Annotated in this window: 24 protein-coding genes, 1 tRNA gene and 2 pseudogenes; 15 read left to right on the top strand and 12 right to left on the bottom strand. The window is 49.4% G+C overall.

Features of this window, described 5'->3' with window-relative positions:
• Both JNC77_RS02925 and JNC77_RS02930 read left to right on the top strand, forming a co-directional pair.
• Positions 1-639, top strand: a 639-nt coding sequence (locus tag JNC77_RS02925; RefSeq protein WP_374829261.1) for a PhoU domain-containing protein, incomplete at its 5' end; no start/stop codon positions are given.
• Between the two features lie 66 nt (positions 640-705).
• Positions 706-1,089, top strand: coding sequence for a hypothetical protein (locus JNC77_RS02930; protein WP_374829263.1), 384 nt, complete (start codon positions 706-708; stop codon positions 1,087-1,089).
• Positions 1,090-1,099: 10 nt separating this feature from the next.
• Here the strand turns inward: JNC77_RS02930 and JNC77_RS02935 are convergent, their stop codons facing one another.
• From JNC77_RS02935 to JNC77_RS02945, 3 genes are all read right to left on the bottom strand, one after another.
• Positions 1,100-1,492, bottom strand: a complete 393-nt coding sequence (locus JNC77_RS02935; RefSeq protein WP_374829265.1) for a VOC family protein — start codon at positions 1,490-1,492, stop codon at positions 1,100-1,102.
• Between the two features lie 81 nt (positions 1,493-1,573).
• On the bottom strand, positions 1,574-1,987 hold the full coding sequence (gene tagD, locus JNC77_RS02940) for a glycerol-3-phosphate cytidylyltransferase (protein WP_374829267.1): 414 nt from the start codon (positions 1,985-1,987) through the stop codon (positions 1,574-1,576).
• A 285-nt stretch (positions 1,988-2,272) separates the two neighbouring features.
• Positions 2,273-2,349 (bottom strand) — tRNA-Ile (locus JNC77_RS02945).
• 127 nt (positions 2,350-2,476) lie between these two features.
• Here JNC77_RS02945 and JNC77_RS02950 point away from each other — a divergent pair.
• A complete protein-coding gene (locus tag JNC77_RS02950) occupies positions 2,477-3,247 on the top strand; it encodes an SIMPL domain-containing protein (RefSeq protein WP_374829269.1) in 771 nt (256 codons plus the stop codon).
• A gap of 143 nt (positions 3,248-3,390) precedes the next feature.
• On the opposite strand, the gene JNC77_RS02955 is transcribed toward JNC77_RS02950, so the two are convergent.
• Positions 3,391-3,840, bottom strand: coding sequence for a YcgN family cysteine cluster protein (locus tag JNC77_RS02955; RefSeq protein WP_374829271.1), 450 nt, complete (start codon positions 3,838-3,840; stop codon positions 3,391-3,393).
• A 648-nt stretch (positions 3,841-4,488) separates the two neighbouring features.
• Between JNC77_RS02955 and JNC77_RS02960 the strand changes: the two genes are divergently transcribed.
• Positions 4,489-5,781 (top strand): NCS2 family permease, encoded by a 1,293-nt coding sequence (locus JNC77_RS02960; RefSeq protein WP_374829273.1) that lies wholly within the window; start codon positions 4,489-4,491, stop codon positions 5,779-5,781.
• Positions 5,782-5,858: 77 nt separating this feature from the next.
• Here the strand turns inward: JNC77_RS02960 and JNC77_RS02965 are convergent, their stop codons facing one another.
• From JNC77_RS02965 to puuE, 3 genes are read right to left on the bottom strand one after another with little or no spacing between them, the layout of a single operon-like run.
• On the bottom strand, positions 5,859-6,350 hold the full coding sequence (locus tag JNC77_RS02965) for an ureidoglycolate lyase (RefSeq protein WP_374829275.1): 492 nt from the start codon (positions 6,348-6,350) through the stop codon (positions 5,859-5,861).
• 3 nt (positions 6,351-6,353) lie between these two features.
• Complete coding sequence (locus JNC77_RS02970; protein WP_374829277.1) at positions 6,354-7,208, bottom strand: bifunctional allantoicase/(S)-ureidoglycine aminohydrolase; 855 nt, start codon at positions 7,206-7,208, stop codon at positions 6,354-6,356.
• A gap of 2 nt (positions 7,209-7,210) precedes the next feature.
• Entirely contained in the window at positions 7,211-8,626 is a 1,416-nt protein-coding gene (gene puuE / locus JNC77_RS02975) for an allantoinase PuuE (protein ID WP_374829279.1), read from the bottom strand.
• 166 nt (positions 8,627-8,792) lie between these two features.
• Here puuE and uraH point away from each other — a divergent pair, with 166 nt between their 5' ends.
• The 4 genes from uraH to xdhC are packed head-to-tail and all read left to right on the top strand — an operon-like array spanning position 8,793 to position 13,907.
• Positions 8,793-9,164: a hydroxyisourate hydrolase gene (uraH, locus tag JNC77_RS02980; RefSeq protein WP_374829281.1), complete on the top strand. Its 372-nt coding sequence runs from the start codon at positions 8,793-8,795 to the stop codon at positions 9,162-9,164.
• Positions 9,165-9,169: 5 nt separating this feature from the next.
• Positions 9,170-10,645, top strand: coding sequence for a xanthine dehydrogenase small subunit (gene xdhA, locus JNC77_RS02985; RefSeq protein ID WP_374829283.1), 1,476 nt, complete (start codon positions 9,170-9,172; stop codon positions 10,643-10,645).
• Between the two features lie 24 nt (positions 10,646-10,669).
• Positions 10,670-13,003, top strand: coding sequence for a xanthine dehydrogenase molybdopterin binding subunit (xdhB, locus tag JNC77_RS02990; protein WP_374829285.1), 2,334 nt, complete (start codon positions 10,670-10,672; stop codon positions 13,001-13,003).
• A 13-nt stretch (positions 13,004-13,016) separates the two neighbouring features.
• Entirely contained in the window at positions 13,017-13,907 is an 891-nt protein-coding gene (gene xdhC, locus JNC77_RS02995) for a xanthine dehydrogenase accessory protein XdhC (protein WP_374829287.1), read from the top strand.
• Here xdhC and JNC77_RS03000 read toward each other — a convergent pair.
• A complete protein-coding gene (locus JNC77_RS03000) occupies positions 13,885-14,802 on the bottom strand; it encodes a LysR family transcriptional regulator (protein ID WP_374829289.1) in 918 nt (305 codons plus the stop codon). The genes xdhC and JNC77_RS03000 overlap by 23 nt on opposite strands.
• 134 nt (positions 14,803-14,936) lie before the next feature.
• Between JNC77_RS03000 and JNC77_RS03005 the strand changes: the two are divergent.
• The 4 genes and pseudogenes from JNC77_RS03005 to JNC77_RS03020 all read left to right on the top strand — a co-directional run.
• Positions 14,937-15,846: pseudogene (locus JNC77_RS03005) on the top strand (urate hydroxylase PuuD); the annotation flags it as partial.
• A gap of 68 nt (positions 15,847-15,914) precedes the next feature.
• Positions 15,915-16,178, top strand: a pseudogene (locus tag JNC77_RS03010) (urate hydroxylase PuuD); the annotation flags it as partial.
• The gene (gene guaD, locus JNC77_RS03015; protein WP_374829291.1) at positions 16,175-17,503 is read left to right on the top strand and encodes a guanine deaminase; all 1,329 of its coding nucleotides are present in this window, start codon (positions 16,175-16,177) and stop codon (positions 17,501-17,503) included. The pseudogene JNC77_RS03010 and the gene guaD, both read left to right, overlap by 4 nt.
• A gap of 37 nt (positions 17,504-17,540) precedes the next feature.
• Complete coding sequence (locus JNC77_RS03020) at positions 17,541-18,815, top strand: glycerate kinase type-2 family protein (RefSeq protein ID WP_374829293.1); 1,275 nt, start codon at positions 17,541-17,543, stop codon at positions 18,813-18,815.
• A gap of 51 nt (positions 18,816-18,866) precedes the next feature.
• Here the strand turns inward: JNC77_RS03020 and JNC77_RS03025 are convergent, their stop codons facing one another.
• From JNC77_RS03025 to pncA, 3 genes are all read right to left on the bottom strand, one after another.
• A complete protein-coding gene (locus JNC77_RS03025; protein ID WP_374829295.1) occupies positions 18,867-19,778 on the bottom strand; it encodes a c-type cytochrome in 912 nt (303 codons plus the stop codon).
• Positions 19,775-21,118, bottom strand: a complete 1,344-nt coding sequence (locus tag JNC77_RS03030; RefSeq protein ID WP_374829297.1) for a c-type cytochrome — start codon at positions 21,116-21,118, stop codon at positions 19,775-19,777. Before JNC77_RS03030 ends, JNC77_RS03025 begins: the two co-directional genes overlap by 4 nt.
• Positions 21,119-21,360: 242 nt before the next feature.
• On the bottom strand, positions 21,361-21,963 hold the full coding sequence (gene pncA / locus JNC77_RS03035) for a bifunctional nicotinamidase/pyrazinamidase (RefSeq protein ID WP_374829299.1): 603 nt from the start codon (positions 21,961-21,963) through the stop codon (positions 21,361-21,363).
• Between the two features lie 126 nt (positions 21,964-22,089).
• Between pncA and JNC77_RS03040 the strand changes: the two genes are divergently transcribed.
• Positions 22,090-22,779 (top strand): D-lyxose/D-mannose family sugar isomerase, encoded by a 690-nt coding sequence (locus tag JNC77_RS03040; RefSeq protein WP_374829301.1) that lies wholly within the window; start codon positions 22,090-22,092, stop codon positions 22,777-22,779.
• On the opposite strand, the gene JNC77_RS03045 is transcribed toward JNC77_RS03040, so the two are convergent.
• Positions 22,764-23,711 (bottom strand): alpha/beta fold hydrolase, encoded by a 948-nt coding sequence (locus JNC77_RS03045; RefSeq protein WP_374829303.1) that lies wholly within the window; start codon positions 23,709-23,711, stop codon positions 22,764-22,766. The two genes, JNC77_RS03040 and JNC77_RS03045, sit on opposite strands and share 16 nt — an antisense overlap.
• A gap of 400 nt (positions 23,712-24,111) precedes the next feature.
• On the opposite strand from JNC77_RS03045, the gene ettA reads away from it, so the two are divergent.
• Both ettA and tam read left to right on the top strand, forming a co-directional pair.
• A complete protein-coding gene (gene ettA, locus JNC77_RS03050; protein ID WP_374829305.1) occupies positions 24,112-25,761 on the top strand; it encodes an energy-dependent translational throttle protein EttA in 1,650 nt (549 codons plus the stop codon).
• Between the two features lie 75 nt (positions 25,762-25,836).
• On the top strand, positions 25,837-26,604 hold the full coding sequence (tam, locus tag JNC77_RS03055; protein WP_374829307.1) for a trans-aconitate 2-methyltransferase: 768 nt from the start codon (positions 25,837-25,839) through the stop codon (positions 26,602-26,604).
• The last annotated feature ends 153 nt before the right edge of the window (positions 26,605-26,757 follow it).

Raw genomic sequence — 26,757 nt, forward strand, 5'->3', positions numbered from 1 at the left:
GATCTTGTCAATCAAATGCTGGAAAAAAGTCTGGAGGCCTTGCGTGGGTCCGGCACAGATGCCTGCCGTCAGATCGCTGAAATCGAAGCCGAGGTCGATGAGCGTCATGAGGCGATAAAAATGTATGTGGCACGCATTGATCGCACAGATCTTGATGAGTCAGAAAATCTGCGTGCTCAGGAAATCCTCAGTTACGTTATAAATCTGGAGCATACAGGCGATATTATTGATGCAGGGCTGGCCGAAACCGCCTTGAAGAAAAATCGTAACCGGTTACATTTTTCGTCCGAAGGTTTGGCTGAGTTAACTGGTTTTTATGAAAAAACCTTAGAAAATTTAACCCTGGCACAGGCAATTTTTCTTTCACGCGATGAAGCATTGGCGCGCCAATTAGTGATTGCCAAAACTGCTGTCCGCGCGGTGGAAACTGTTTCGGCCGAGCGCCATCTTGATCGGGTGCGGGCGGGGAATGCGGCAGCGATTGAAACCAGCAGCCTTCATATGGATATTTTGCGGGACTTAAAACGTGTCAACGCACATTTTGCGTCAGTTGCTTATCCGCTTTTGCAACAGAGCGGTTCGCTTAGAGAAAGCCGCTTGCGGATTGTTGAAGACAAACCGGCAGATTTGCTGGCTTGATGCAATCAAAGCGATCAAGCTTGTATCTGCTTTAATTAAGCTTTTCTTATGCTGTAAGGCGCTATCATGGAAGGGGTGGTTAAAGGGTGGTTTGGTCGCGGGAAAGCCATGTACGAACGGGCAAGTGATAAGTTATTGTCAAAAGCTGCCTTTGCGGCACGTTTATTGAAGCATTTTTCGTGGGTACTGGGCATATTGGCGCTGTCGGTTTTGATCGGCGCAGCAGGGCTTTTGTATTTTGAAGGTACCACCCTGGAAAATGCGATTGTGCATTCGGCGTTTTTGCTTGGTGGCTTTGGTATTGTACAAATGCCGGATAGCCTGAGCGGTAAATTATTCATCGGCATTTTTGGTCTTTATGCCAATCTATTTTTTCTGGCCTCGGTCAGTTTTCTTTGCGCACCTGTTGTGCACCGCATCCTGCATAAGTTTCATCTGGATGATCGTTGATAAAACCGCTTTAGCTGCCGACTGGCGTACATAATTCGATCAAAGTACCGTCTTGGCTCTGCAAATAAGAAACGGTCTGGCCCCAAGGTTTTTGTTTTGGCGCGGCCAATTCCTGCGCACCGGCGGCAATTGCTTTTGCGTGAGCTTTTGCGACATCATCGGTCACAAATGCGACTTCCATCCCTAATGGTTTGGCGGAAGTGTGGGCAGCGACAATGCCTGTTTTGAAATTTGTATCGGCAAGTTCCACATTGGCAAAGGCGAGAGTTGTCTCACCGGTTTCCAATTCACCGTAATCGCCGCTTTCATGAAGAAAGCGGATTTTGAAGCCGAAAGCATTGGAGAAAAACTGCAAGGATGCGGCAACATCAGGAACGTAGATGATGGTGTAGCCAAATTTCATGGACTTTTCCTTGCTGCTGCACGACATAAATTATTGTAATAGAAGCTTAGATAAGTGAGAAATCTTTTAAATGATATCTGTTCAGGCCACAGCGGTTTGAATGGCTTCTTTATAATAAGATGAAGAAATAACCGGTGTTCGATCAAGATAGACAACGTTGCAATAGGGTTTAAGAAAGTCAAATTTGCCTTTCCAGTCATGTCCCATCACAAAAGTGGAAATATTGTAGCGCTGAACATCGTGAATTTTTTGTTCCCAATTTTCTTCAGGAATAACCAGATCTACAAATTTGGATGTTTCAACAATCAGCTTGCGCTCTTCATAGCTGAAAAGAGACTTCTTGCCTTTGATTGCATTAAATTCGTCGGTTGAAACAGCAACAATCAGTTTTTCACCAAATTGACGCGCACGCCTGAGGATATTGACATGGCCTGCATGAAAAATATCAAAAGTCCCGTAGGTCAGGACAGTTTTGGGTGAATCATGTTTGTTCATCTCTGTTCCAATTGATTACTGCCGGCCGGGCGATCTTTTTTAAAAAAGATGATCGTTGTCATATAACATACATATTATTATAAAACTACATGGCCATAGTTATTAAAAAGTTGGATGGATGAACTTTTCTGCACGAGTGTAATGTTTTTCGATTTGTATAAAAATTATAAATCGGATGATCTTAAGTATTATGCTGAAAGACATTTTTTAACATTCCATTCTTTTGCTGCGGCTAAAAGAATGATTGATGATATAATCATATCCGGCTTGATTTATAATGGAAAATGGTGGGCCCGGAGGGACTCGAACCCCCAACCAAGCGGTTATGAGCCGCCGGCTCTGACCAATTGAGCTACAGGCCCCACGCAACAACTGACCTAACCGAAAAAAATATGTTAGACAAGCTGGCATTTGTAACAATTGCCCTAATCAGCACATAATCAATTGTAAAACTTAAAAACTGAAACCAATTTTCCCACAGGAGACACTATGACAACACGCGCGAAAGTCTTTTTGATAGCATCATTGTCACTCACCGCAGTCGCAGGCAGTGCGCTTGTCAGCGTATTACCCGCTTCAGCGGCCGCTCAAGAGAATCATATGAAAAAAAGAACTTCCCGTATTACCGTCACCGGCGAAGGTGAAATGAATGTTGCGCCTGACATGGCTCTCCTCAATCTCTCTGTTTTGCGTGAAGCAGATACTGCGCGCGATGCGCTCACCCAGAACAATGAAGCGATGGACAAAGTTCTCTCCGCTATGCAAGAAGCAGGCGTTGAGCCGCGCGATTTGCAAACGGGTGGTTTTAATATTCAACCACGCTATATTTATCCTGACGACAAAAACGGCCTGACCCAGCCGAAAATCTCCGGCTATTCCGTCTCCAATTCATTGAGCGTACGTGTGCGCGATTTGAGCAAGCTTGGCAATATTCTGGATACATCCGTGACACTTGGTGTCAACCAGGGTGGTGATGTCACATTTGTTAATGACAATCCGTCAGCAACCATTACTGAAGCACGTAAACGTGCAGTTGCCGATGCGATTGCCAAAGCTAAAACCCTGACCGATGCTGCCGGTGTTGGCCTTGGTGATGTGCTGGAAATTAACGAAACATCCCGTCGCCCGATGCCGGTGCCAATGGCTCGTGGCAAAATGCTCGCAATGGAAGCGTCTGCACAGTCGGATTCGGTGCCAATGTCAGCCGGGGAAAACACCTATAATGTTTCAGTCACCGTGACTTTTGAACTGAAGCAATAAGCTTTTCATCCGAGTTAAAAATGAAGCCTGACTGGTGCAATACCGGTCAGGCTTTTTTATTATCCAAAAATTGCCAGCAGAATAATGCTGATACCAATGCTTCCCAGTGTCAGCGATACTTCAATTTGCGCTTGCCGGGACTTTCAGCCGGACACACCAACCATGTGCGGAATATAATCTTCGTCTTCCTTCATCTCATGGTCGTAAGCGGTGATTTTTCCCTTCATAGAAATTCCCGCTTCATGCACGGTTTCAGAGCTGCCGGATACAAGTGGATGCCACCATTCCAGATCCTGACCTTGTGATATCAGAAGATAAGCGCAGGTCGGCGGTAACCAATCCACTTCATTGACAATTTCAGGTGTCAGGAAAATACAATCAGGGACGATTTTCTTACGGTTTTTATAGTCCGAGCACTGGCAGGTATTGTTGTCGAGCAGAGTGCAGCCAACGGTGGTGAAATAAATTTCATCCGTATCATAATCGCGCAATTTATGCAGGCAACATTGGCCGCAACCATCACACAGGCTTTCCCATTCTTCACTGTTCATTTCTTCAAGAGTTTTTCGTTGCCAGAAGGGTTGTTGGGTCATGCTTAGGACGGGATCACTTTTCAATTGTTTATATGATTATCCGGCATAGCGGCTGATATGGCTTTGTGAAGGCTCACAGGAGCCGTGACATTGAATCAATGCCGCTATAAGGATGATCGGTGGAGAGCCGTTTCATGTATAAGTAATACATCAAACGGTCTGCTCATTACTATGAGCTTATCCTCATGCACACACTATAGCAAAAATCTGCCTGTGAGTCTTGGGATTTCCGGCAGAAAGTGTCTACTGCGGCAATTAAGGCATCATGCGCGCCGATTGACGGGCTAAAACTTAAACAGTTTCAATAATAGTTGTGGAATAAGGGGCTAGCGCTCGGGCAAAAGCACATTCAGACTGATTTACGTAGACGCACCTATCTGATAATGGCAAAATCATGGCAATAAGGTGATCGGTATTTTCAGTGGCGATTGTCTGCGGCTTAACCGGCAGCTCACTTGGCTCAGATGCAAACAAGCAAATGTTTCAATGAATATAATGCTGGGGATGAAGTATTTCGACAAAGTTTCGATCCAGTCGGTATGAACTGACAGTAGGGCAATGAAGAAATACGGGTCATATATAAAATAACGCCTGCAAAGGCGCATGATATTCTAGCACTGTATTGGGCAAATATGCCAGGAGGCTAATATGCTGGAAAAGCTTTTTAAGCTTAAGGAGCACGGCACATCGGTTAGGACAGAGGTCATTGCCGGTGTAACTACGTTCTTGACTATGTCTTACATTCTGTTCGTTAATCCGGACATTCTGTCATCAACCGGTATGGACAAAAACGCGATTTTTGTTGCAACCTGTTTGGCAGCTGCTCTCGGTTCGATCGTGATGGCGCTGGTTGCAAACTGGCCGATCGGTATGGCTCCCGGTATGGGGCTTAACGCATTCTTCGCTTTCACTGTTGTTGGTGCCATGGGTTTCACCTGGCAGCAGGCACTGGGTGCGGTTTTCATCTCGGGTATCATCTTTCTGCTTTTGACCGTCACCGGTGTGCGCCGTTGGTTGATTGAAGGTATTCCGATGTCGCTGCGCAGCGCCATTGCTGCCGGTATCGGTTTGTTCCTTGGTCTCGTAGGTCTCAAAAGCGCCGGTATCGTTGTCGACAACCCAGCCACTCTGGTGGGTCTCGGCGACCTGACCCAGACCGGCACATTGCTTGCAATTCTCGGCTTCTTCATCATTGCCGCCCTCGACGCCATGAAAGTTCGTGGCTCGATCCTGATCGGTATTTTGGTAATTACCGTTCTGTCGATGATTTTGGGCGTAAGCACTTTCAACGGCATTTTCTCTGCACCGCCAAGCATCACCTCCACCTTCTTGCAGCTCGATATCATGGGTGTTCTGCATGTTGGTTTCATTCAGGTGATCATCGTCTTTGTTCTGGTTGAAGTTTTTGACGCAACCGGTACTCTGATCGGTGTTTCCAAGCGCGCTGGTTTGATGCCTGAAGGCAAGCCGAACCGCCTGAGCAAAGCTTTGTTTGCTGACAGCACCGCCATTATCGGTGGTTCGCTGATCGGTACCAGCTCGACCACTGCTTATGTCGAAAGCGCTGCCGGTGTGCAGGCTGGTGGCCGTACAGGTCTGACAGCTGCTGTTGTTGCAGTTCTCTTCCTCGCAGCTCTGTTCATCTCGCCGCTTGCTTCAGCAGTTCCTGCTGTTGCTACTGCGCCTGCTTTGATTTATGTCGCTTGCTTGATGATGCGCGAAATGGCTGAAATCGACTGGGATGATATCACCAATGCAAGCTCAGCTGCAATGACAGTGCTGGCGATCCCGCTGACATATTCCATTGCAAACGGTCTGGCTTTTGGTTTCATTTCTTATGTTGTGCTGAAAACTGCAACCGGCAAGGCTCGTGACGTGCATCCTGCGACATGGATTGTGGCTGCACTCTTCGTCATCCGTTACGCCTTCTTTGCTGAATAAGATCAGCTAAGAGTATCATAAAAAAGCCCCGCCGGTCAGTTGACAGGCGGGGCTTTTTTATGTGTTTCCGCGAAGACTTATTCTACGAGATAGGGAGTAGGGAAAAAGAATTCCTGCAAGTTGTTTTCATCGCCGCCTCGATCAACTACCAGAAAATCACATGGTTTGTTCAATGGCGTCAGAACACCATGCCAGACATTGCGGTGGATGTTGATGCCTTGTCCGCTTTGGGTGATGAAAGCCTGCGGGCGCGCTGGCCCGTCACCGCTGTCATGGGCAACAATGACCAGAAAAGGCTCGCCCGACAGTGGCATAAAGGCCTGACTGCCATAAGGGTGCCGTTCCATCATATTAAGCTGTAATGGCAATTGATAAGGCTTGGCGCTGAAAATATTAATCAATACCCGCGCATTGGTGCCGGTTGCCTCTATCCTCGCCAGATCATGATGACGCAGACAATTGCCCTGATTGATGTGATAGGCGGACGGCGCTTGTGTTTTACATAAAATATCGCCGAAAGGCGCAAAAGCTGCTGCCGTCAACGGGCTGATTTTAATGGTATTTTGCATGGGTTATGGCCTACGAAACGGTGAACCAAGCTTCATATGACGGTTGACGTCTTTATAAAGCAGATAGCGGAATTTGCCGGGTCCTCCGGCATAACAGGCTTGCGGACAAAAAGCGCGCAACCACATGAAATCACCGGCTTCCACTTCTACCCAATCTTTGTTCAAACGATAAACCGCTTTGCCTTCAAGCACGTAAAGCCCGTGCTCCATCACATGGGTTTCGGCAAAAGGGATAACCGCACCCGGCTCAAAAGTGACAATGGTCATATGCATATCGTGGCGCAGATCTTGCGGATCGACAAAGCGGGTGGTTGCCCATTTGCCTTCTGTATGCGCCATCGGGCTTGGGGTAATGTTTTTTTCATTGGTAAAGAAGGCTTCAGGCACATCAATGCCGTCCACTTGCTCATAAAGCTTGCGTATCCAGTGAAAGCGCACCGGATTGTCGCTGTTGTTTTTCACCTGCCAGTCGCTGGCTGGCGGAATAAAGGCAAAACCGCCTTCATTCATGACGTGCTTTTGGCCGGAAAGCGTGATGGTCAACTCACCTTCAACCACAAAAATGGCACCTTCCGCACCAACATCTGGTTCCGGTCTGTCGCTGCCGCCTTGTGGCTGAACTTCCATAATATATTGCGAGAAGGTTTCTGCAAATCCGGAAAGCGGACGCGATAAAACCCATGCCCGCGTTTTGTTCCAGAAAGGCAGATAGCTGGTGACAATATCCATCATCGTGCCTTTGGGCAGCAATGCATAGCTTTCGGTGAAAACAGCGCGGTCGGTCATGATCTGCGTTTGTGGTGGCTGGCCGCCATGAGGGGCATAATAAGTGGCGGTTTTATTTTGAACGTCAGTCATGATCACTCCGGTAAAATGCTGTTGAGGCGCAATAAGGCGATGCGTTCCACTTGCTGGCAGGCGGTGGCAAGTTCTTGTGCGCGCTCATGCGCGATGCGGTTTTGGAAAGCATGCAGAATTTGTGTCTTATTGAGTCCTTTGACCGCAATGATGAACGGAAAGCCGAAGCGTTCGACATAGCGCTGGTTAAGATTGGTAAAGAGGGCACGCTCTTCATCGGTTAAAGAATCAAGTCCGGCGGAAGTTTGCTCGGCGGTGGATTCTGCAGTCAGACATTTGGCTTGTGCCAGTTTTCCGGCTAAGTCCGGATGCGCGCATAAAACGCCCAAGCGTTCTTCTTCGCTTGCCTGACGGAATATCGCAGCCATTGCTTCATGCAGTGTGGAAGCATGGTCGTGGTTCGCATCAAGTCCTTGCTCAAAAGCACGTTCGGCAATCCAAGGTGAATGCTCGAAAATGCTGCCGAAAGCGTCGATAAAAGCTGCTTTGTCCATCATGGATGGTTTTTGTTTCTGGGGTGCCGGATGATGTTTTATCCAATGACGGGCAATATCAATGCGGCGCGCAATCCAGACCTTGTCAAAACCTTGGATATAATCAAGGAAGCGGTTCAGTGCTGCTATCCGGCCCGGCCTGCCGACAATGCGACAATGCAGGCCGATCGACAACATCTTCGGCGCACCATCCCGACCTTCTTCATAAAGCACATCAAAACTGTCTTTGAGATAATTGAAAAACTGGTCACCAGAATTGAAGCCTTGGGGCGTGGCAAAACGCATATCATTGGCATCCAATGTATATGGCACAATCAGATGCGGTCCGTGTTCGCCTTCCACCCAATAGGGCAATTCATCGGCGTAGGAATCAGCTGAATAGACAAAACCGCCTTCTTCCATCACCAGTTTCAATGTGTTGTGTGACGGCTTGCCCTGATAAATGCCAAGCGGCCGCTCGCCGGTAAGCTCTGTGTGGAGGCGCACCGCTTCACGAATATGTTGGCGCTCTATCTCTTCTTCAAAATCTTTATATTCGAGCCAGCGAAGCCCGTGGCTGGCAATTTCCCAACCGGCAGATTTCATTGCTTCCACCGCTTTAGGATTGCGCGCCATCGCTTGGGTGACACCATAAACGGTCACCGGCATGTTGCGTTTGGTAAAAGCGCGGTGCAACCGCCAGAAACCGACGCGCGATCCATATTCATAAATGGATTCCATGTTGAGATTGCGCTGACCGGCCCAAGCCTGCGCGCCGACGATCTCCGAAAGCAAAGATTCCGATGCCGGATCACCGTCAAGAATACAGCTTTCGCCGCCTTCCTCATAATTGATGACAAATTGCACGGCAATATTGGCATTGTCCGGCCATTGCGGATGGGGCGGTTTGGCACCGTATCCGATCAGATTACGTGGGTATTTCATGTAGTTTTCCCGAAACGAGCAATAAATATGAAATCATGATATGCTGAATTTGAAAGCTATATTCCCATTGAAATATTTGAAAGTCATCCATTGATTAGAGTGCTTTCATTGGAACGCATATTTAGAGATACTGTAGGATAGGGAGAAAATACGGGGAGGAAATTGCATGAACGCTGAAATGCGTAAGGCGGGGCGGTTGACGACCCATGTCCTTGATACGGCGAAAGGTGTTCCGGCAAGCGATCTTCGCATTGAACTCTATCGCCTTGATCAGGATAAGCGTCTAAAGCTCAAAGATGTTCGCACCAATGATGACGGGCGCTGCGACGAGCCGCTGCTATCGGGCGCTGCAATGCAGGCCGGCCAATATGAGCTGGTCTTTCATGTCGGCGATTATTTTCAAATTAAACGCGATAATGAGCATTTTGCTTTTTTAGATCAGGTGCCGTTGCGTTTTGGGATGAGTGACGCCGCCCAGCATTATCATGTGCCGCTTTTGGCATCCCCTTTTTCATATTCTACCTATCGCGGGAGCTAAGGCTCATGAGCGTATCCATTCGTAAATTTATCCATTTTTATCTCAATGATCAGCTGGTGATTTTGGATAACGTTGCTGCCGACCACACATTACTGGATTTCTTGCGGCTTGACCGGCAAATGCGCGGCACCAAAGAAGGCTGCGCCGAGGGCGATTGCGGTGCCTGCACGGTGTTGGTCGGACGTTTGCTCAATGGCGAATTATATTATGAATCGGTCAATGCCTGCATTCGTTTTGTCGGATCATTAGATGGTTGTCATGTGGTCACCGTCGAAGCGGTGAAATCACCCACCGGTGGCTTGCATATTGTCCAACAAGCAATGGTTGATACCCATGCATCGCAATGCGGCTTCTGCACACCGGGTTTTGTAATGTCGCTTTACGGGCTTTGGATGCAAGAAACCGCACCTAGTGTGGCGCGTATTGAAAAAGCCTTGCAAGGCAATTTATGCCGTTGCACCGGTTATGCCGCGATTATCCGCGCGGCTGAAAGCGTTGTGCTCTCCGGCGATCTCAATGGCGATTTACTGGTTAAGCACCGCGCCGACATGATCGAAAAATTAAGCGGTTTAAAAGATGGTTGCCGTGTCGAGGTCGAGGCGGACGGGCAGCAAATCATCATCCCTGCCAATGTTGATGATTTGGCCATAGTGCTGGAAGAAAACCCCAATGCCGTGCTGGTTGCAGGTTCCACTGATGTCGGGCTTTGGGTCACGAAATTCATGCGCCCGATCACGCCAGCGGTGTTTATTGGCGGGTTGGAAGAACTGTGTCAGGTCAGTGCAGATGCAGATCATATTCGCTTAGGCTCTGGCGTGACTTATTCGGCGCTTTATCCGTTGATCGTTCAGCATTTTCCGCAATTGCGCGAATTCTGGAACCGCATTGGCGGCGAGCAGGTGCGAAATATGGGTACGATTGGTGGGAATATTGCCAATGGTTCACCTATTGGCGACACGCCACCCGCTTTGATTGCGCTGCAAGCTTCGATCATTTTGCGTAAAAATACATCACGCCGCAAAGTGCTTTTAGAGAATTATTTTATTGAATATGGCAAACAGGATCGGGAAAGATCCGAGTTTGTTGAGGCGATTGAAATCCCGAAATTATCGGTAAACTCCCATTATGCCGTTTATAAAATTACCAAGCGGATGGATGAGGATATTTCAGCCGTTTGCGGCGGTTTTTCTGTTCAATTGGATGCGGATGGTCGGGTGAAAAATGCCATTTTTGCTTATGGCGGCATGGCAGGTACGCCAAAACGTGCGGCGCAGGCTGAGGCGGCGGTTTTGGGGGAAATGTGGGATGAGGCCGCGATAGAGGTGGCTATTGCGACACTGCCACAAGATTTCACACCATTAAGCGATTGGCGCGCCAGTGCGGATTATCGTTTGCTGGCCGCACAAAATCTGTTGCGTCGTTTTTATCTGGAAACAACGGGCGAGGCAGAATTGCGCCTTCGCCGCGAAGCGGTGGCGTGATGTTATCGCTTCTGGGAGGTTGTGATGAATAAAATGCAGAGAATTGCACGCATCCAAGGCGGCGCTCATGAAAATGAGAAACATGAATCCGGCCATAAACATGTTGCGGGAACGGCAGAATATATTGACGATATTGCCGAACCGGCTGGCACGCTTCATGCCTATTTAGGCTTTTCAGAACGCGCCCATGCTAATGTTTCCGACATGGATTTTGCAGATGTTTTAAGCTGCGAAGGCGTGGTTGGTATTCTCACCCATAAAGATATTCCGGGCGTCAATGATTTAAGCCCGCTCGGTTTGAATGACGAGCCTATTCTCATCAAAGATAAGGTTGAATTTTACGGCCAGCCGCTTTTTGCCGTGATTGCCAAAACACGGGCGCAGGCGCGTTTTGCAGCTCGAAAAGCCAAAATTACTTATCACGATCTGCCGCATATGCTGAATGCGCGCGAGGCAAAGGCGGCTGATTATCCGATGGTGGTTTCGCCGATGAAGCTGGAGCGCGGCGATATTGCTGCAGGCTTTAAAAATTCAAAGCATGTGCTGTCCGGCTCAATGCAAATTGGCGGGCAGGATCATTTTTATCTGGAAGGTCAAATTTCTTTTGCGTGGCCGGGGGAAGATGATGATGTGACGATTTATTCCTCCACCCAGCATCCTACGGAAACGCAGCATATGGTGGCACATGCGCTTCATGTGCCGTCCCATGCGGTGACAATTCAGGTGCGCCGGATGGGTGGCGGTTTTGGCGGCAAGGAAACACAAGCCAATCTTTTTGCCTGTGTGGCAGCGATTGCTGCGAAAAAATGCCGTGCTCCGGTTAAAATCCGTCTCGACCGTGATGATGATATGGAAGCAACCGGAAAACGTCATGATTTTTATGTCGATTATCAGGTGGGCTTTGATGATGATGGTCGCATTGAAGCCGTGGATGCCAGCTTCATGGCACGTTGTGGTTTTTGTGCGGATTTGTCGGGTGCGGTGACGGATCGCGCCTTGTTTCACGCTGATAATGCTTACTACTATCCCAATGTGAGGCTTGTTTCACGCCCGCAAAAAACCAATACGGTTTCCAACACCGCTTTCCGTGGTTTTGGTGGCCCGCAAGGGGTGGTCGGTGCCGAGCGGATGATCGAAGAAATCGGCTATTATTTAGGCAAAGACCCGTTGGAAATCCGCAAAGCCAATTTTTACGGAACGGAAGACCGCAATGTGACCCCCTATCACCAGACGGTGGAAGATAATATTATTCAGCGTGTGGTGGCGGAACTGGAGGAAAGCTCCGATTATGCCGCACGGCGCGAAAAAGTGCTGGAATTTAACCGCAACAGCCGCATCATTAAACGCGGCATTGCGCTGACACCAGTGAAATTCGGCATTTCTTTTACTAAAACCGAGTTCAATCAGGCAGGGGCTCTGGTGCATATTTATACCGATGGTTCGGTGCAGGTGAACCATGGCGGCACGGAAATGGGGCAGGGGCTTTACACCAAAGTCGCGCAAGTGGTGGCGGAAGAGTTTCAGATTGATCTGAAACGCATCAAAGCAACGGCAACGCGTACCGATAAAGTGCCCAATACGTCGGCCACCGCTGCATCATCAGGTACGGATTTAAACGGTATGGCTGCGGCAGATGCCGTACGCCAGATCAAAGCGCGTCTGGTGAATTTTGCTTGTGAAGCCTATAAAATTGCACCCGAAAAAGTGGTTTTTGAGCCAAACAGTGTGCGCCTTGGTGTGCAGACCATGAGTTTCCCGCAATTTATTCAGGCAGCTTATGCCGCACGCGTACAACTTTCTGCGGCAGGTTTTTATAAGACACCGAAAATCCATTGGGACAGGGATGAAGGTAAAGGCCGCCCATTCTTATATTATGCTTATGGGGCAGCGGTTTCCGAGGTGAGCATTGATACGCTGACCGGCGAATATCAGGTGGAGCGCGCCGATATATTGCATGATGTCGGCAAATCCATCAATCCGGCACTGGATATCGGGCAGATTGAGGGCGCTTTTGTGCAAGGTATGGGCTGGCTCACCACGGAAGAATTGTGGTGGGACAATAAAGGTCGTTTGCGCACCCATGCGCCGTCAACTTATAAAATTCCGCTCGCTTCCGACCGGCCACGTATTTTCAATGTTAATCTGGCGTCATGGTCGATCAACCGTGAGGAAACAATCCGCCGCTCGAAAGCTGTAGGCGAGCCACCATTCATGTTGCCGATTTCGGTGCTGGAAGCCCTGTCGATGGCTGTTGCCAGCACGGCTGATTACCGCGTGAACCCGCGCCTTGATGCGCCCGCCACACCGGAGCGGATTTTAATGGCGCTGCAACGCATGAAAATGCAAAAAATCGAGTAACGGAGCGGGTCAGATGTCGGCATTGAAAGACGATATCAGAGCTTTTTTGCAACCACGGGCGCAAGTGATACTGGTGGAAGTCACCAATGTGGCAGGCTCTGCGCCGCGTGATGCCGGCACATGGATGCTGGTGGCAATGGATGCAATTTTCGGCACCATTGGCGGTGGCCAGCTTGAATATATGGCGATTGATCAGGCGCGCAAAATATTATTAGGCGCATTGAACAATCCGGATTTGGCCGATATTCAGGATATCCCGGGTATGGATGTGCCTTTGGGGCCTGAAATCGGCCAATGCTGCGGCGGGCGTGTCGGGTTGAAACTGCAAAGGATGGATCCGCATTTGGCTGTTTCTCTCATTGCAAGTGTTGATGCCGAAATTGCCATGCGGCCACAGGTTTATGTATTTGGGGCAGGGCATGTGGGCGATGCGCTAGCGACTGCTTTAGCACTGTTGCCGTTGCGGGTGGTGCTGGTGGATACGCGCGAGCAGGAGCTCACCAACACACAGGCAACCGGCATTGAAACCTGCCTGACCGCATTGCCTGAACAAGTGGTGCGTTCGGCGCCTGCGGGGAGTTCTTTCATCATCCTGACCCATGATCATGCGCTGGATTTTCTGATTGTCTCGGAAGCCTTGGCACGTCAAGACACTGCCTATGTCGGCATGATCGGCTCCAAGTCAAAACGCGCCACATTCCGCAGCTGGTATTTGAAAGAGACAGAACATAAGCAACATGCACGGGATAATTTTGCCCGCCTTATCTGTCCGGTGGGTGGGGTGGCGGTGAAAGACAAACGCCCGTCGGTGATTGCGGCTTTGGTGGCGGCTGAAGTGCTGACTGCCGCCCTTAATTATCAACCGGTCATCGACGATCTCGTCAGCTTTTCAGAATTTCGGTAATGCGGCGCTGGCAGCGGTCAGCCATATAATCAATGATGAGGCGGATTTTCGGATCGAGAAAACGCTTATGCGGATAAATTGCTGCAAGCTGGATAGTCACCGGTGGCGTATCGGTTAAAACCGGCACTAATCTACCTTCATTGATATAATGTTTGACCTCAAACAATGGCTTGTTGATGAGACCATGCCCGCTTAATGCCCATTGGGTCAAAACATCACTGTCGTCGGAATCATAAGGCCCGGCAATTTCAAATTTGCGCAAGCCCTCAGGTGTTTGCAGTGTCCAGTAATATTCTTTGGAGCCCGGAAAACGCAGCAACAAACAATCATGTTTGTCATTGATGAGATCGTCGGGTGTTTGCGGTGTGCCGCGGCGTTCAAGATATTCGGGCGCTGCACAAATGACGCGTTCGCAATTCATGATGCCACGCATACGTAAGTTAGAATTTTCCAAAATGCCGAGTTTGAAAGCCACATCAACACCTTCACTCATAATATCAATTTCATGATCAGATAGGCGCAGGCGCACTTCAATGTCAGGATATTTGGCATGAAAATCCGGAATAGCGGGCCCGATTAAAGTGCGGCCAAGACTTAAAGGTGCGGTAATGCGCAAAGCACCTTTGGGGTTTTGTAAAATATCGGTAATGGCAGCTTCAGCTTCTTCCACGGCTTCAATGATTTTAACCGCACCTTGGTAAAAAACGCGCCCATGTTCGGTCGGCGTCAATTTGCGCGTGGTGCGGTTGAAAAGCCGCACGCCCAAATGTTTTTCCAGTTCTTTGATGCGGTTGCTGGCCACAGCCGGCGAGGCGCGCTGATCACGCCCTGCGGCAGAAAGATTGCCCAGTTCCACGACACGAATGAAGACGCGCAGATTTTTTATGTACGACATATGATCTGAAACTGCTCCCGATTATTTATATTTTTTTGAAAGTGCTCGTTGAGTTGCACTCATTTCCCCCAACACTTCCTTGGCACATAATGCACTGTCTAACAATGGGAACAAAAACATAATGGGAGGGGCGCATGTATGATTTTGCGGTTGCTTGGGACTGGCTGAGTTTTGCCGCCCGCTGGCTGCATGTAATGACGGCGATTGCATGGATCGGCTCGTCATTTTACTTTGTGGCGCTTGATTTAGGTCTGCGCCAACGCCCCGATTTGCCGCAAGGCGTGAATGGCGAAGAGTGGCAGGTGCATGGCGGCGGCTTTTACCATATTCAAAAATATTTGGTCGCACCGCCGCATTTGCCCGAACATCTGATCTGGTTCAAATGGGAATCCTACGCCACATGGCTTTCCGGCTTTGTGCTTTTGTGCCTTGTTTATTATGCGGGCGCTGATCTTTATCTGATTGATCCGGCTGTTCTGGATGTTTCTGCACCGGTTGCTATTTTTATCTCCATTGCCTCGCTGGTGCTGGGGTGGTTCATTTATGACCTGATTTGCAAATTCGGATTGGGTAAAAATGACACGGTGATTATGGTGCTGCTTTACGGCGTGCTGGTTGCCGTTTCATGGGGCTACACGCAGCTTTTCACCGGACGCGCGGCCTTCCTGCATTTGGGTGCATTTACCGCCACCATTATGGCCGCCAATGTGTTTATGCTGATTATTCCCAATCAGAAAATCGTAGTTGCCGATCTGATTGCCGGAAAGGTCCCTGATCCCAAATATGGCAAACTTGCCAAGCAGCGCTCGACCCATAATAATTATCTGACACTGCCGGTTGTTTTTTTGATGCTTTCCAACCATTATCCGCTGGCTTTTGCTACCGAGTATAATTGGATTATTGCCTCACTGGTTTTCCTGATTGGTGTTACCATCCGCCATTGGTTCAACACCCGCCATGCCGGCAAGGGCAAACCGACATGGACATGGATTGTAACAGTTCTTTTGTTCATTGCGATTATCTGGCTTTCGAGCATACAAAAACCATTGCCGGATGAAGAGCAGGTTTTGCAACTGACACCGGCGCAGCAAAATTTTGTAGTGGCTGACAATTTCTCGCAAGTCAGAGATACGATTCTAGGACGCTGCTCGATGTGCCATGCCAAAGAACCGGCATGGGATGGTATTATCACCGCGCCTAAAGGGGTGATTTTGGAAACAGACCGCGAAATTGCTGCCCATGCCCGCGAGATTTATTTGCAGGCAGGGCGTTCCTATGCCATGCCTCCTGCCAATGTTACGGCTGTTACGGATGAAGAACGTCGCATGCTGGCTGCATGGTATGAGACGAGTGTGAAGAGAGGAAAAACGCAATGAGTGCTCAAACCACTCCCCATATTATTCGGGGTCGTGTCCTCACATTTTTGAAAAATCCATCTCAGGAAAATGCAGCCTCATCGCATCTCTTTTATGACGATGGCGCATTGCTGATCGTAAATGGCAAGATCGCGGATATTGGCAATTTTGACGATGTTAAGGCACGAGCCAGTGCGGATGTGGGTGCCGATGTGGCGGTAAATGATCATCGCCCGCATCTGATTATGCCGGGCTTTATTGATACCCATTTGCATTTTCCGCAAACGCAGGCGATTGCCTCTTATGGCGCGCAATTGCTGGAATGGCTCAATACTTATGTTTTTGTCGAAGAGCAAAAATTTGAAAGTGCAGCCCATGCCGATTTTATTGCAGGCCGCTTTCTTGATGAACTGATCCGTAATGGCACCACCACTGCGGTTGCTTATTGTTCTGTGCATAAGCAAAGCGCACAATCGATGTTTGCTGCCGCGCGGCAGCGTAATATGCTGATGGTGGGCGGTAAGGTAATGATGGATCGCAATGCGCCGGAAGCGTTACGCGATACGCCGCAATCGGGTTATGATGACAGCAAGGCGCTGATTGAAGCATGGCATCAGCCCGATCAACGAACTTATTATGCCATCAGTCCACGCTTTGCCATTACCTCCACGCCTGAGCAATTGGAGATGAGCAAGGCGCTGGTGCAGGAATTTCCCGATTGCTATGTGCAGACGCATTTGTCGGAAAATCTTGATGAAATTGCCTTTGCAACCTCGCTTTATCCAAGCGTGAAATATTATATCGACATCTATGACCATTACGAATTACTGACGCCTAAAACCATTCTCGGCCATTGCATACATATGTGCGACCGTGAAGTGTCGCTGATGGCAGAGAGGGGGGCAATTGCCGCTTTTTGCCCGACATCCAATCTCTTTTTAGGCAGCGGGCTTTTTGATCATGATCGCTTTGCAAAATTAGGTGCGCGTATTTCTGTGGCAACAGATGTGGGCGGCGGTAGCAGCTTTTCGATGTTGGAAACCATGAGCGAAGCTTATAAAATCATGGCACTGCAAGGCCAGAAATTATCACCTTTGCAGTCTTATTATATGCTGACACTCGGCAATGCCCGCGCCCTCGGTTTGCAAGATAAAATCGGCTCGCTACATGTGGGAGCGGATGCCGATATTGTGGTGCTTGATGCACGTGCCAAGCCAGCGATGGATTTACGCATGGATGTGGCCGCAACGCTGGAAGATGAATTATTCATTTTGCAGACAATGGGGGATGACCGTTGTGTTGCAGAAGTTTATATTGCCGGAAAAGCGATGAAATCAGCTTTATAGATAAGCTGAACATCAAAATTTAAGGGGATATCAAACCGTGTCGCAGCCTTCAGTCGAACCGCGTGCTCTTTTAACATCCCTGTTTGAAGCGGCAGTTGATGCCGCTGATCCGCTTACTCGGATCAAAGCTTTTTTGCCTGAAAAGCCCAAAGGCAAAGTGGTTGTCATTGGTGCGGGCAAAGGCTCGGCACATATGGCACGCGCTTTTGAGCAATGCTGGGATGGCGATTTCAGCGGTGTTGTGGTGACGCGCTATGGCTTTGGTGTCGATTGCGAAAAGATTGAGATCATCGAGGCCTCGCATCCTGTGCCCGATGAGGCGGGAAGCCAAGCGGCCAAACGCTTGTTCGCAGCCGTTGAAAATTTAACTGAAGATGATCTGGTGGTCGTACTCATTTCCGGTGGCGGCTCCGCTCTATTGCCAGCCCCTGCCGATGGCTTGACTTTGGACGATGAAGTGGCGGTTAATGAGGCACTGCTTGCCTCCGGCCTGCCGATCAGTGCGATGAATGTCATCCGCAAACATATTTCCAAAGTAAAAGGCGGACGGCTGGCGGCAGCTTGTTTTCCGGCAAAAGTGGTGAGCCTGATCGTGTCGGATATTCCAGGCGACAATCCGGCATATGTTGCTTCCGGCCCCACCGTGCCGGATAGATCAACACGCCATGATGCTTTGCAAATCATTGCGCAATATGGCTTAAAATTGCCGGATAATGTGATGCAGCATTTGCAATCAGATGCGGCCAATGCGCCGCTTGCCGATGATGCTTGTTTCAAAAATCACGAAACCCATGTGATTGCCTCTGCTGCCATATCGCTGGAAGCAGCAGTGACACGCGCAGAGCAATATAATATTCCGGCGGTGATTTTATCGGATGCGATTGAGGGCGAAGCGCGCGAAGTGGCGCATGTTCATAGCGCAATCGCCAAAGAAATTTCGATGCGTGATCGACCGTTTCAAAAGCCGGTGATTTTATTGTCGGGCGGGGAAACAACTGTCACTATACGCGACAAAGGCAAGGGTGGACGCAATACTGAGTTTTTACTTTCGCTTGCAATGGACATCGCCGGAGATGGCCGCATTTATGCACTCGCCGCTGATACGGATGGCATTGACGGATCAGAAGATAATGCCGGTGCTTTTGCCGATGGAACGAGCATAGATCGTTTGCGCGAAAAAGGGCTGAACGGCGCTGATTTTTTACATAAAAATGATGCGTGGAGTGCGTTTTCAGCGCTCAATGATCTTTATGTGACCGGCCCCACCGGCACCAATGTCAATGATTTTCGGGCGATTTTAATTATGGATTGAGCATAATAAAAAGGCCGGTATCTGATCTGATACCGGCCTTTTTTATTGTGTTTAGTAACGGGCATCTTTCGGCTTTTTAACCGTTGGCCAGTCATTGATCTTGCCGGCAAAATCCGGACGCGGCATGTGAGTGAAATATTCCGACACGTCGATCGCTTCCTGATCGCTCAGCACATCACCTTGCCCCATCGGCAGATTGTAATTTTGTGCCGGTGGCATCGCATATTTGACGAATTGCGCAGCCTTATAAGTACGCGCCATACCTGCACCGATATTGAAGCTTTCATCACCCCAAAGCGGCGGGAAGATATAGTCGCCCGCTTGATCCTTCATGCCTTCACCATTGCTGCCGTGGCAGGCAGCGCATTGTGCGGCATAAATTTTCGCACCATTGACCGGATCGGGAATAAGGTTTTCATCAATTGCGCCAGCGCCTTTAACATTGACGCTGGTGCCTTTTGCAACACCTTTGCCGAGCCAATCCATATAGGCGATCATGGCTTTCATATCAGCGCCTTCACGTGGCAGCGGCTTGCCGTTCATCGAACGCTGGAAGCAGCCATTGATGCGCATTTCCAGATCCACTTCCTTGCCAGCACGCGGCATCACGGCAGGGTAGAAATTGGAGGTGTTGATATAAGGTGCGGCTTTGTCGACCTTACCTTGAGCCAAATGGCAGGAGTTACAGTTGAGGCCATTGCCGACATTATCAGGCAGCAAACGGGCAGTTTCATTGAGCAGGCGTTTGCCTTGCAAAATGTCTGCCGCATTCGGCTCCTTCAAAATATCATGATCAACGGGGATCTGATATGTGCCGATCTGTTCTTTTTCTTTGTTCAGAACAGCGATGGCATCAAGTGGCTGCGCATCCATACTGGAGCGCAGGCTGATGAAACCCCATGCCGAACCGGTAATGGCCACAGCAAATGCAGCACCGAGGAAAATAACCGATTTGGTTCTCATTGCTTATTCTCCGGAACATAATGCACGGGCTTGTGCGCGATTTCGCGTCTCATGCGGGCAATGTCGGCTTCGGTAATATCGGAACCGTGATTGCCCCAGCCATTGCGGATAAAGTTGAGGATTTCCGCAACCTGCCAGTTTGGAAGATGAGCAAAGCCGGGCATGGTAAAGGCCATCAGGTCATGGTCGGTATCAGGTGTTTTGCCGCCAGCCAATGTGACCTGAATGAGCGAGCTTGGATCATCGGCAAAGACAATCGAATTGCCGGCCAGTGCCGGATAAATCCGTGGCGCACCCTTGCCGTCCATACGGTGGCAGACGGTGCAATGCTCGACATAAGACAGAGCACCCTTGGTGGAGAAGTCACCGGCTTTAAGGGCTGCTGTGGTGATATCTTCCTTAGGCTGCCATTTCTGCTCACGGCCTTTGCTTGGCGGCAGCGATTTCAGATAACGGGCAATGGCGCGCAGATCGCTTTCTTCCAGATATTGGGTGGAATGCTGCACCACATCGGCCATCGAACCGAAAGCGGCAGTGCGGTCATTGCGTCCGCTTTGCAGGAACATGACGATCTCGTCTTCGCTCCATGTGGAAAGCCCGGTGTCCTGATCGCGCAGATTTTTCGCATACCAGCCTTCCAGCACCGAGCCGGAAAGGAACTTGCCGTCCTTATCGTTTTTGACCGCTTTTTCTTCGTAAGCAAGGCCGCGCGGGGTGTGGCAAGCGCCGCAATGGCCAAGGCCTTCCACCAGATAAGCACCGCGCTCCAGCACCGGATCAGTATTGGCGGCGATTTCAAAATCGCGTCCATTGGAAAAAAACAACTGCCACCAAGCCAGCGGCCAGCGCATATTGGCAGGCCATGGCAAAGTGCTTGGCTGGTTGTCTTGAGAAACCGCTTCTACCTTCGACATAAAGTAAGCATAAAGTGCTTTGATGTCGTCGTCTTTGACCACTGTATAAGAAACAAACGGCATGGCCGGATAAAGATGAACATTATCCTGTCTTACCCCCTGGCGGACAGCTCGTTCAAAATCGGCATAAGAATAATTGCCGATGCCGGTTTCTTTATCCGGTGTAATATTGGTGGAATAGATGGTGCCAAGCGGCGTTTGCATACCAAGGCCGCCGGCAAATTCTTTGCCGCCCGGTGCTGTGTGACATGCGCCGCAGTCACCGGCGCGGGCGATATATTCGCCCTTGGTGATCAAGGCAGCATCGGTAATATCAACTTGCGCTTCCTGCTTGGGAGTGAGCCAGTAAGGCGTTGATAAGGCAAAGAGCCACGCAGCCGCCAGTGTGGCCGCACCGGCGATGGCTAATTTTACTAGGGTTTTCATGCGTCCTCCGAAAAGGCATATTTGAGAGGTTACTCATGCTTTTCAGATTTGTCGCATACCCACATTGATTGTGGTCAATTGGAAAATAATTATCGTGTTATTTGTCGTTATTAGGAAAATTTGATGTTTTTTCGCGCTATATTAGGTGAATAATCCATTTACGGAAAATGTTGGAAATGAAAAAAGCCGCAGCAAAGTGATGGCAAAGCTTGCAGATTTTTGACAGCATGAGAAGCTATTATTTAAGCAATCAGCTCCACACCTGCTTGACGCATTTTATCAAGCATCACGTCGAGTGAACCGTTCACATCAATGGCACGGCATAAATCAAGCCGCACGCGGGTGTTAAAGCCCAGTTCAACCGCATCAAGCGCTGAAAAAGCCACGCAAAAATCGGTTGCCAGCCCCGCCAGCGTGATGGCACCGATATTGCGCTCGCGCAAATATCCGGCCAGACCTGTTGGTGTTTTATGGTCATTTTCAAAGAAGGTGGAATAACTGTCGATGCCGTGGCGGAAGCCTTTACGGATGATAAGTTGTGCGCGCTCACGGTTCAGTTGAGGATGAAAATCCGCGCCTTTTGTGCCCTGTACACAATGATCCGGCCATAATGTCTGCTCGCCATAAGGCATCATAATAGTTTGATACGGTTCTTTGCCCTCATGGGAGGAGGCAAAACTGGAATGGCCTTTGGGGTGCCAGTCCTGTGTTAAAATCACATGTTCGCTTTCATTGATGGTTGCGTTGAGCAGCGGCAGAAACTCGTCTCCGCCTTTAACAGCGAGCGCACCGCCCGGACAAAAATCATTTTGCATATCAACGACAATCAATGCATGTGCGATCATATTTCATCCTTTTTGTTTTATTTATTCTGCCAATTTGTGCCCCGAAATCTTGTCTTTGGCAGAAAACGCTTTTCAGCGTTATATTGATATATAATGTGGCGCTAACTGTGACGCAAAGGGCAGGTCATGAAAAGAAGCGATATTAACCGGATCATCCGCGAGAGCGATCAGTTTATTCGCTCATTTGGGTTTATTTTGCCGCCTTTTGCGTATTTTGCGCCGCAAGCTTTGAAAAACCAAGTGCAGCAACATGCCCGAATTATTCGTGATCACCGGCTGGGATGGGACATTACCGATTACGGGCAGGGCAAATTTGATGAGCTTGGCTTGTTTTTGTTCACACTTCGCAATGGCAGAGCGGAAGATTTAACGCGCGGCAGCGGTCAGCTTTATGCCGAGAAGATTATGATTTCGCGCCATTATCAGCTTTCGCCAATGCATCGTCATAATCTCAAAGCTGAAGATATTATCAATCGCGGTGGTGCAACTCTGGTGATTGAACTGTTTCAGGCACGTAGCGATGGCTGGATTGATCCGGATGCCGATGTGAAAGTTGCAAGTGACGGGCGCATGGTGACACTGCCGGCAGGTGGACATTTAAAATTACAGCCCGGCGAAAGCGTTACATTGCTGCCGCAGCATTGGCACGCTTTTTGGGGCGAGGGCGGTTATGTACTGGTGGGTGAGGTTTCAACGGTTAATGATGACCTCACCGATAATGTCTTTCGTGATCCGATCGGGCGCTTCTCACAGGTAGAAGAAGACGAAGCGCCGCTGCATTTGCTGGTGTCTGATTATGATCACTGGCTCGCTTGATATTCCTGAACAGCTTTATCAGCCCATTGAATAAAGTCATGCGTCGCTAATTCGCGCTCCTGATCGAGCAAAGTTTCATGGCGGCTGTGGGGATAAATTTTCGTAGTGATATTGGTAAAACCCGTCTGTTGCAGGCGTGCTGCAAAGCTGCTGATAGCCTGACCAAAATTGGTGGCGGGGTCTAACGCGCCTGCATTGAAATTAATCGGCAGGTTTTTAGGTAACCGCCCCCAGTTTTTTGACATGTCGCCCTGTTGCATCCATTGCAAAATATCGAGCCACATCGAAACACTTGCGTCAAAACCACAAAGCGGGTCTTTGATATAGGCATCGACACCATCTTCATCGCTTGAAAGCCAGTCAAACATGGTGCGCGATGGCTGGATCATTTTTGACCAAGCGCGAAACGTCACTTTGGGCAAAAATTGGCTCGGCACATCCGAGCCTTTCAACATGCGTTCAACTTTCAGCATGAACTGCGCAAATACCCGCTCGGATTGATTGCCGAAATTGGAGTTCCAGATGCTCAAGCCATTGATATTTTCCGGCTTTTGCAGCGCATAATTAAAGGCGATCAACCCGCCCATTGAATGACCAAAGAGAATAACCGGCAGGCGGGGGTGCCGCTCTTTAATCAACTGGTTGACACTATCGACATCGCTCAAGACCTTGGTGGCGCCATCACGCATGGCAAACATGCTTTTAGGGCGGTTTGCTCCAATGTTTTGCCCGTGGCCGCGATGGTCTTGCGCATACACATGATAACCGGCACGGCTCAAAGCTTTGGCAAATTCTGCGTAGCGCTCAGAATGTTCTGCCAAACCGTGATTGATATGCACAATGCCGCCTGCGATGCCTTCTGCTTGTTGATGGCGCAGCACCAGTCGGCTTTCCTTCGGGCTTGATAAAACGTGGATCTCTTCAAATGACATCAGACTATTTATCCGCGAAAAAAATCTTGCAAAACTTTAAAAGCTGCGTCACTCTAACACATAAATGTGAAGCGCAAGCTCCGGACAGCTCCGCTTTTAAAGCGAACCGGCACACTTGTTAAGTGTGTAGCACTAGCAGCTTCCGTTCAAGAATATATGAGTTTTATGGATGAGCAGAGGGGAAACCGGATGACGGAAATATCCGCATCCGGTTTTATAATGTTAAAATTTTGCTTTTGCGTGTCTGTCCATTGCTCCGCGCAGCCAGATAGCTTACATAAGCACCCAAGATTTCCTGAAATTATTCGTCAATAATGGCAGGAGACAGATCATTGTTGCATAGCACTTTCTAGTCTTACCTTGTGGGATAGGGTGCTCTTAATCGGAGATGACGCGCTTTATGGCACGCCAATTCATTTATCATATGTCGGGCCTCAATAAGGCCTATGGCACAAAGAAGATTATTGAAAATCTTCATTTGTCTTTTTATCCCGATGCAAAAATCGGTATTCTGGGGCCAAACGGCGCTGGTAAGTCGACTGTTCTTAAAATCATGGCTGGCCTTGATAAAGAATTTACCGGCGAAGCATGGCTGGCCGATGGTGCCACCTGCGGTTACCTCGCACAGGAGCCTGAGCTCAACCCGAACAAAACAGTTCTTGGTAATGTGATGGAAGGCGTTGCCGACAAGCAAGCCATTCTTGACCGTTATAACGAACTGATGATGAACTATTCTGATGAAACTGCCGATGAAGGCGCGAAGCTTCAGGATGTCATCGATAGCCAGAATCTTTGGGATCTGGAAAGTCAGGTTGAAATGGCGATGGAAGCATTGCGCTGCCCGCCGGCGGATGCTGATGTCACTGTTTTGTCTGGTGGTGAACGCCGCCGCGTGGCTCTGTGCAAGCTGTTGCTTTCCAAGCCGGATCTATTGCTGCTTGATGAACCGACCAACCACTTGGACGCTGAAACCACCGCATGGCTTGAAAAGCATTTGCGTGAATATCAGGGCGCTGTGCTGCTGATTACGCACGATCGCTACTTCCTCGACAATGTGACTGGCTGGATTCTCGAACTCGACCGTGGTCGCGGTATTCCGTATGAAGGCAACTATTCTGCCTATCTGGAAGCCAAATCCAAGCGTATGTTGCAGGAAGGCCGTGAAGACGATGCCCGTCAGAAAGCGCTTTCGCGTGAACGTGAGTGGATTTCAGCGAGCCCTAAAGCCCGTCAGGCCAAATCGAAAGCCCGTATCAAGGCATATGACGAATTGGTTGAAGCGGCTGAAAATCAGCGTGCAGGCGATGCACAAATCCTTATTCCGGCTGGCGAACGTCTGGGACAGGTGGTTATCGAGGCAGAAAATCTTACCAAATCTTTTGGCGATCGCGTGCTGATCGAAAACCTCACCTTCAAACTGCCTCCAGGTGGTATTGTTGGTGTGATTGGTCCCAACGGTGCCGGTAAATCGACACTGTTCAAAATGATCACTGGTCAGGAAAAGCCTGATTCCGGTTCCATCCGTATCGGTGAAACCGTGCATCTTGGTTATGTTGATCAGAGCCGCGATCACCTCAATGCGGACAAAAACGTCTGGGAGGAAATCTCCGGCGGCAGCGACATTATCAAGCTCGGCAAGCATGAAATGAACTCGCGCGCATATTGCGGTGCGTTCAATTTCAAGGGCAGTGATCAGCAGGCGAAAGTCGGCAATCTTTCCGGCGGTCAGCGTAACCGCGTGCATCTGGCCAAGATGTTGCAGGCCGGCGGCAACGTTCTGCTGCTTGACGAACCGACCAACGATCTGGACACAGAAACCTTGGCGGCTCTGGAAGATGCGCTGGAAAAATACGCCGGCTGCGCTGTTATCATCTCCCACGATCGTATGTTCCTCGACCGTCTGGCCACCCATATTCTGGCCTTTGAAGGCGACAGCCATGTGGAATGGTTTGAAGGCAACTTTGAGGACTATGAAGCGGATAAAATCCGTCGTCTGGGACCTGAAAGCGTCAACCCTAAGCGGGTCACTTACAAGCCGCTGACGCGCTAAAATTTGAAAAGGCCGGTGTTGATCACCGGCCTTTTTTTGTATGTTATGGACACTATGATGCACGAGGTGATTGTGATGAAAGACTGGTCAGCAGGACAATATCTGAAATTTGAAAATGAACGCAGCAGACCGGCGCAAGATCTAATCAACCAAATCAAGTCGGATCATTTGGAACATATTGTCGATATCGGCTGCGGGCCGGGAAACTCGACAGAGGTACTGCTCGATCGCTGGCCAAAGGCTTCGATCTTGGGGTTTGATACCTCGCCCGATATGATTGAAAAGGCACGTCAGCGCCTGCCTGAGGTGGATTTTCAACTGGGCGATGTGGCAACTTACCAACCACAGCCGCAAGCAGATTTATTGTTTTCCAATGCGGTGTTTCAATGGGTTCCGGATCACATAGCACAGATGCAGCGTCTGTTTCGCTCATTAAAAAGCGGGGCACTTTTAGCGATTCAAATGCCGGACAATTTGCGTGAAGCCACGCATCAGTCGATGATTAAGGTGGCTCAAGACCCGCGCTGGCAAAGCCGTATCGGCAATAAAGCGCGCGAAGTGCTGCCGCCAGTGTCGCAATATTATGAAGCGCTTTGCAGTGATGCCGTGCATGTGGATATTTGGCATACGATTTATAATCACCCGCTTGATGGTATCGAAGCTGTGGTGGAGTGGGTGAAGGGTACCGGCTTGCGCCCGTTTATTGATCCGCTAAGCGATGAAGAGCGTGCGGACTATCTGGCGCAATACGCAGATGAACTCAACCGGCATTATAGTGTGGCATCAGACGGCAAAGTGCTGCTGGCGTTTCCGCGTATCTTTATTCTGGCGCAGAAAAAATAATGGAATTGCGTTGGGCTGGTGCTTTAAGTCTATCGTGCCAGCCTGATGGGCTTGGGCGGATGCCGGACGACAGCATAAAGCTATGCGAGAGCTCTGTATTTGATAGTCAAATTTTTAAAGGAAAAGGACGTTTAAGAACTGGAGCGGGCGAAG

The sequence above is a fragment of the Paenochrobactrum pullorum genome, from assembly GCF_041929845.1.
In the GTDB taxonomy this organism is placed as follows: Bacteria; Pseudomonadota; Alphaproteobacteria; order Rhizobiales; family Rhizobiaceae; genus Paenochrobactrum; species Paenochrobactrum pullorum.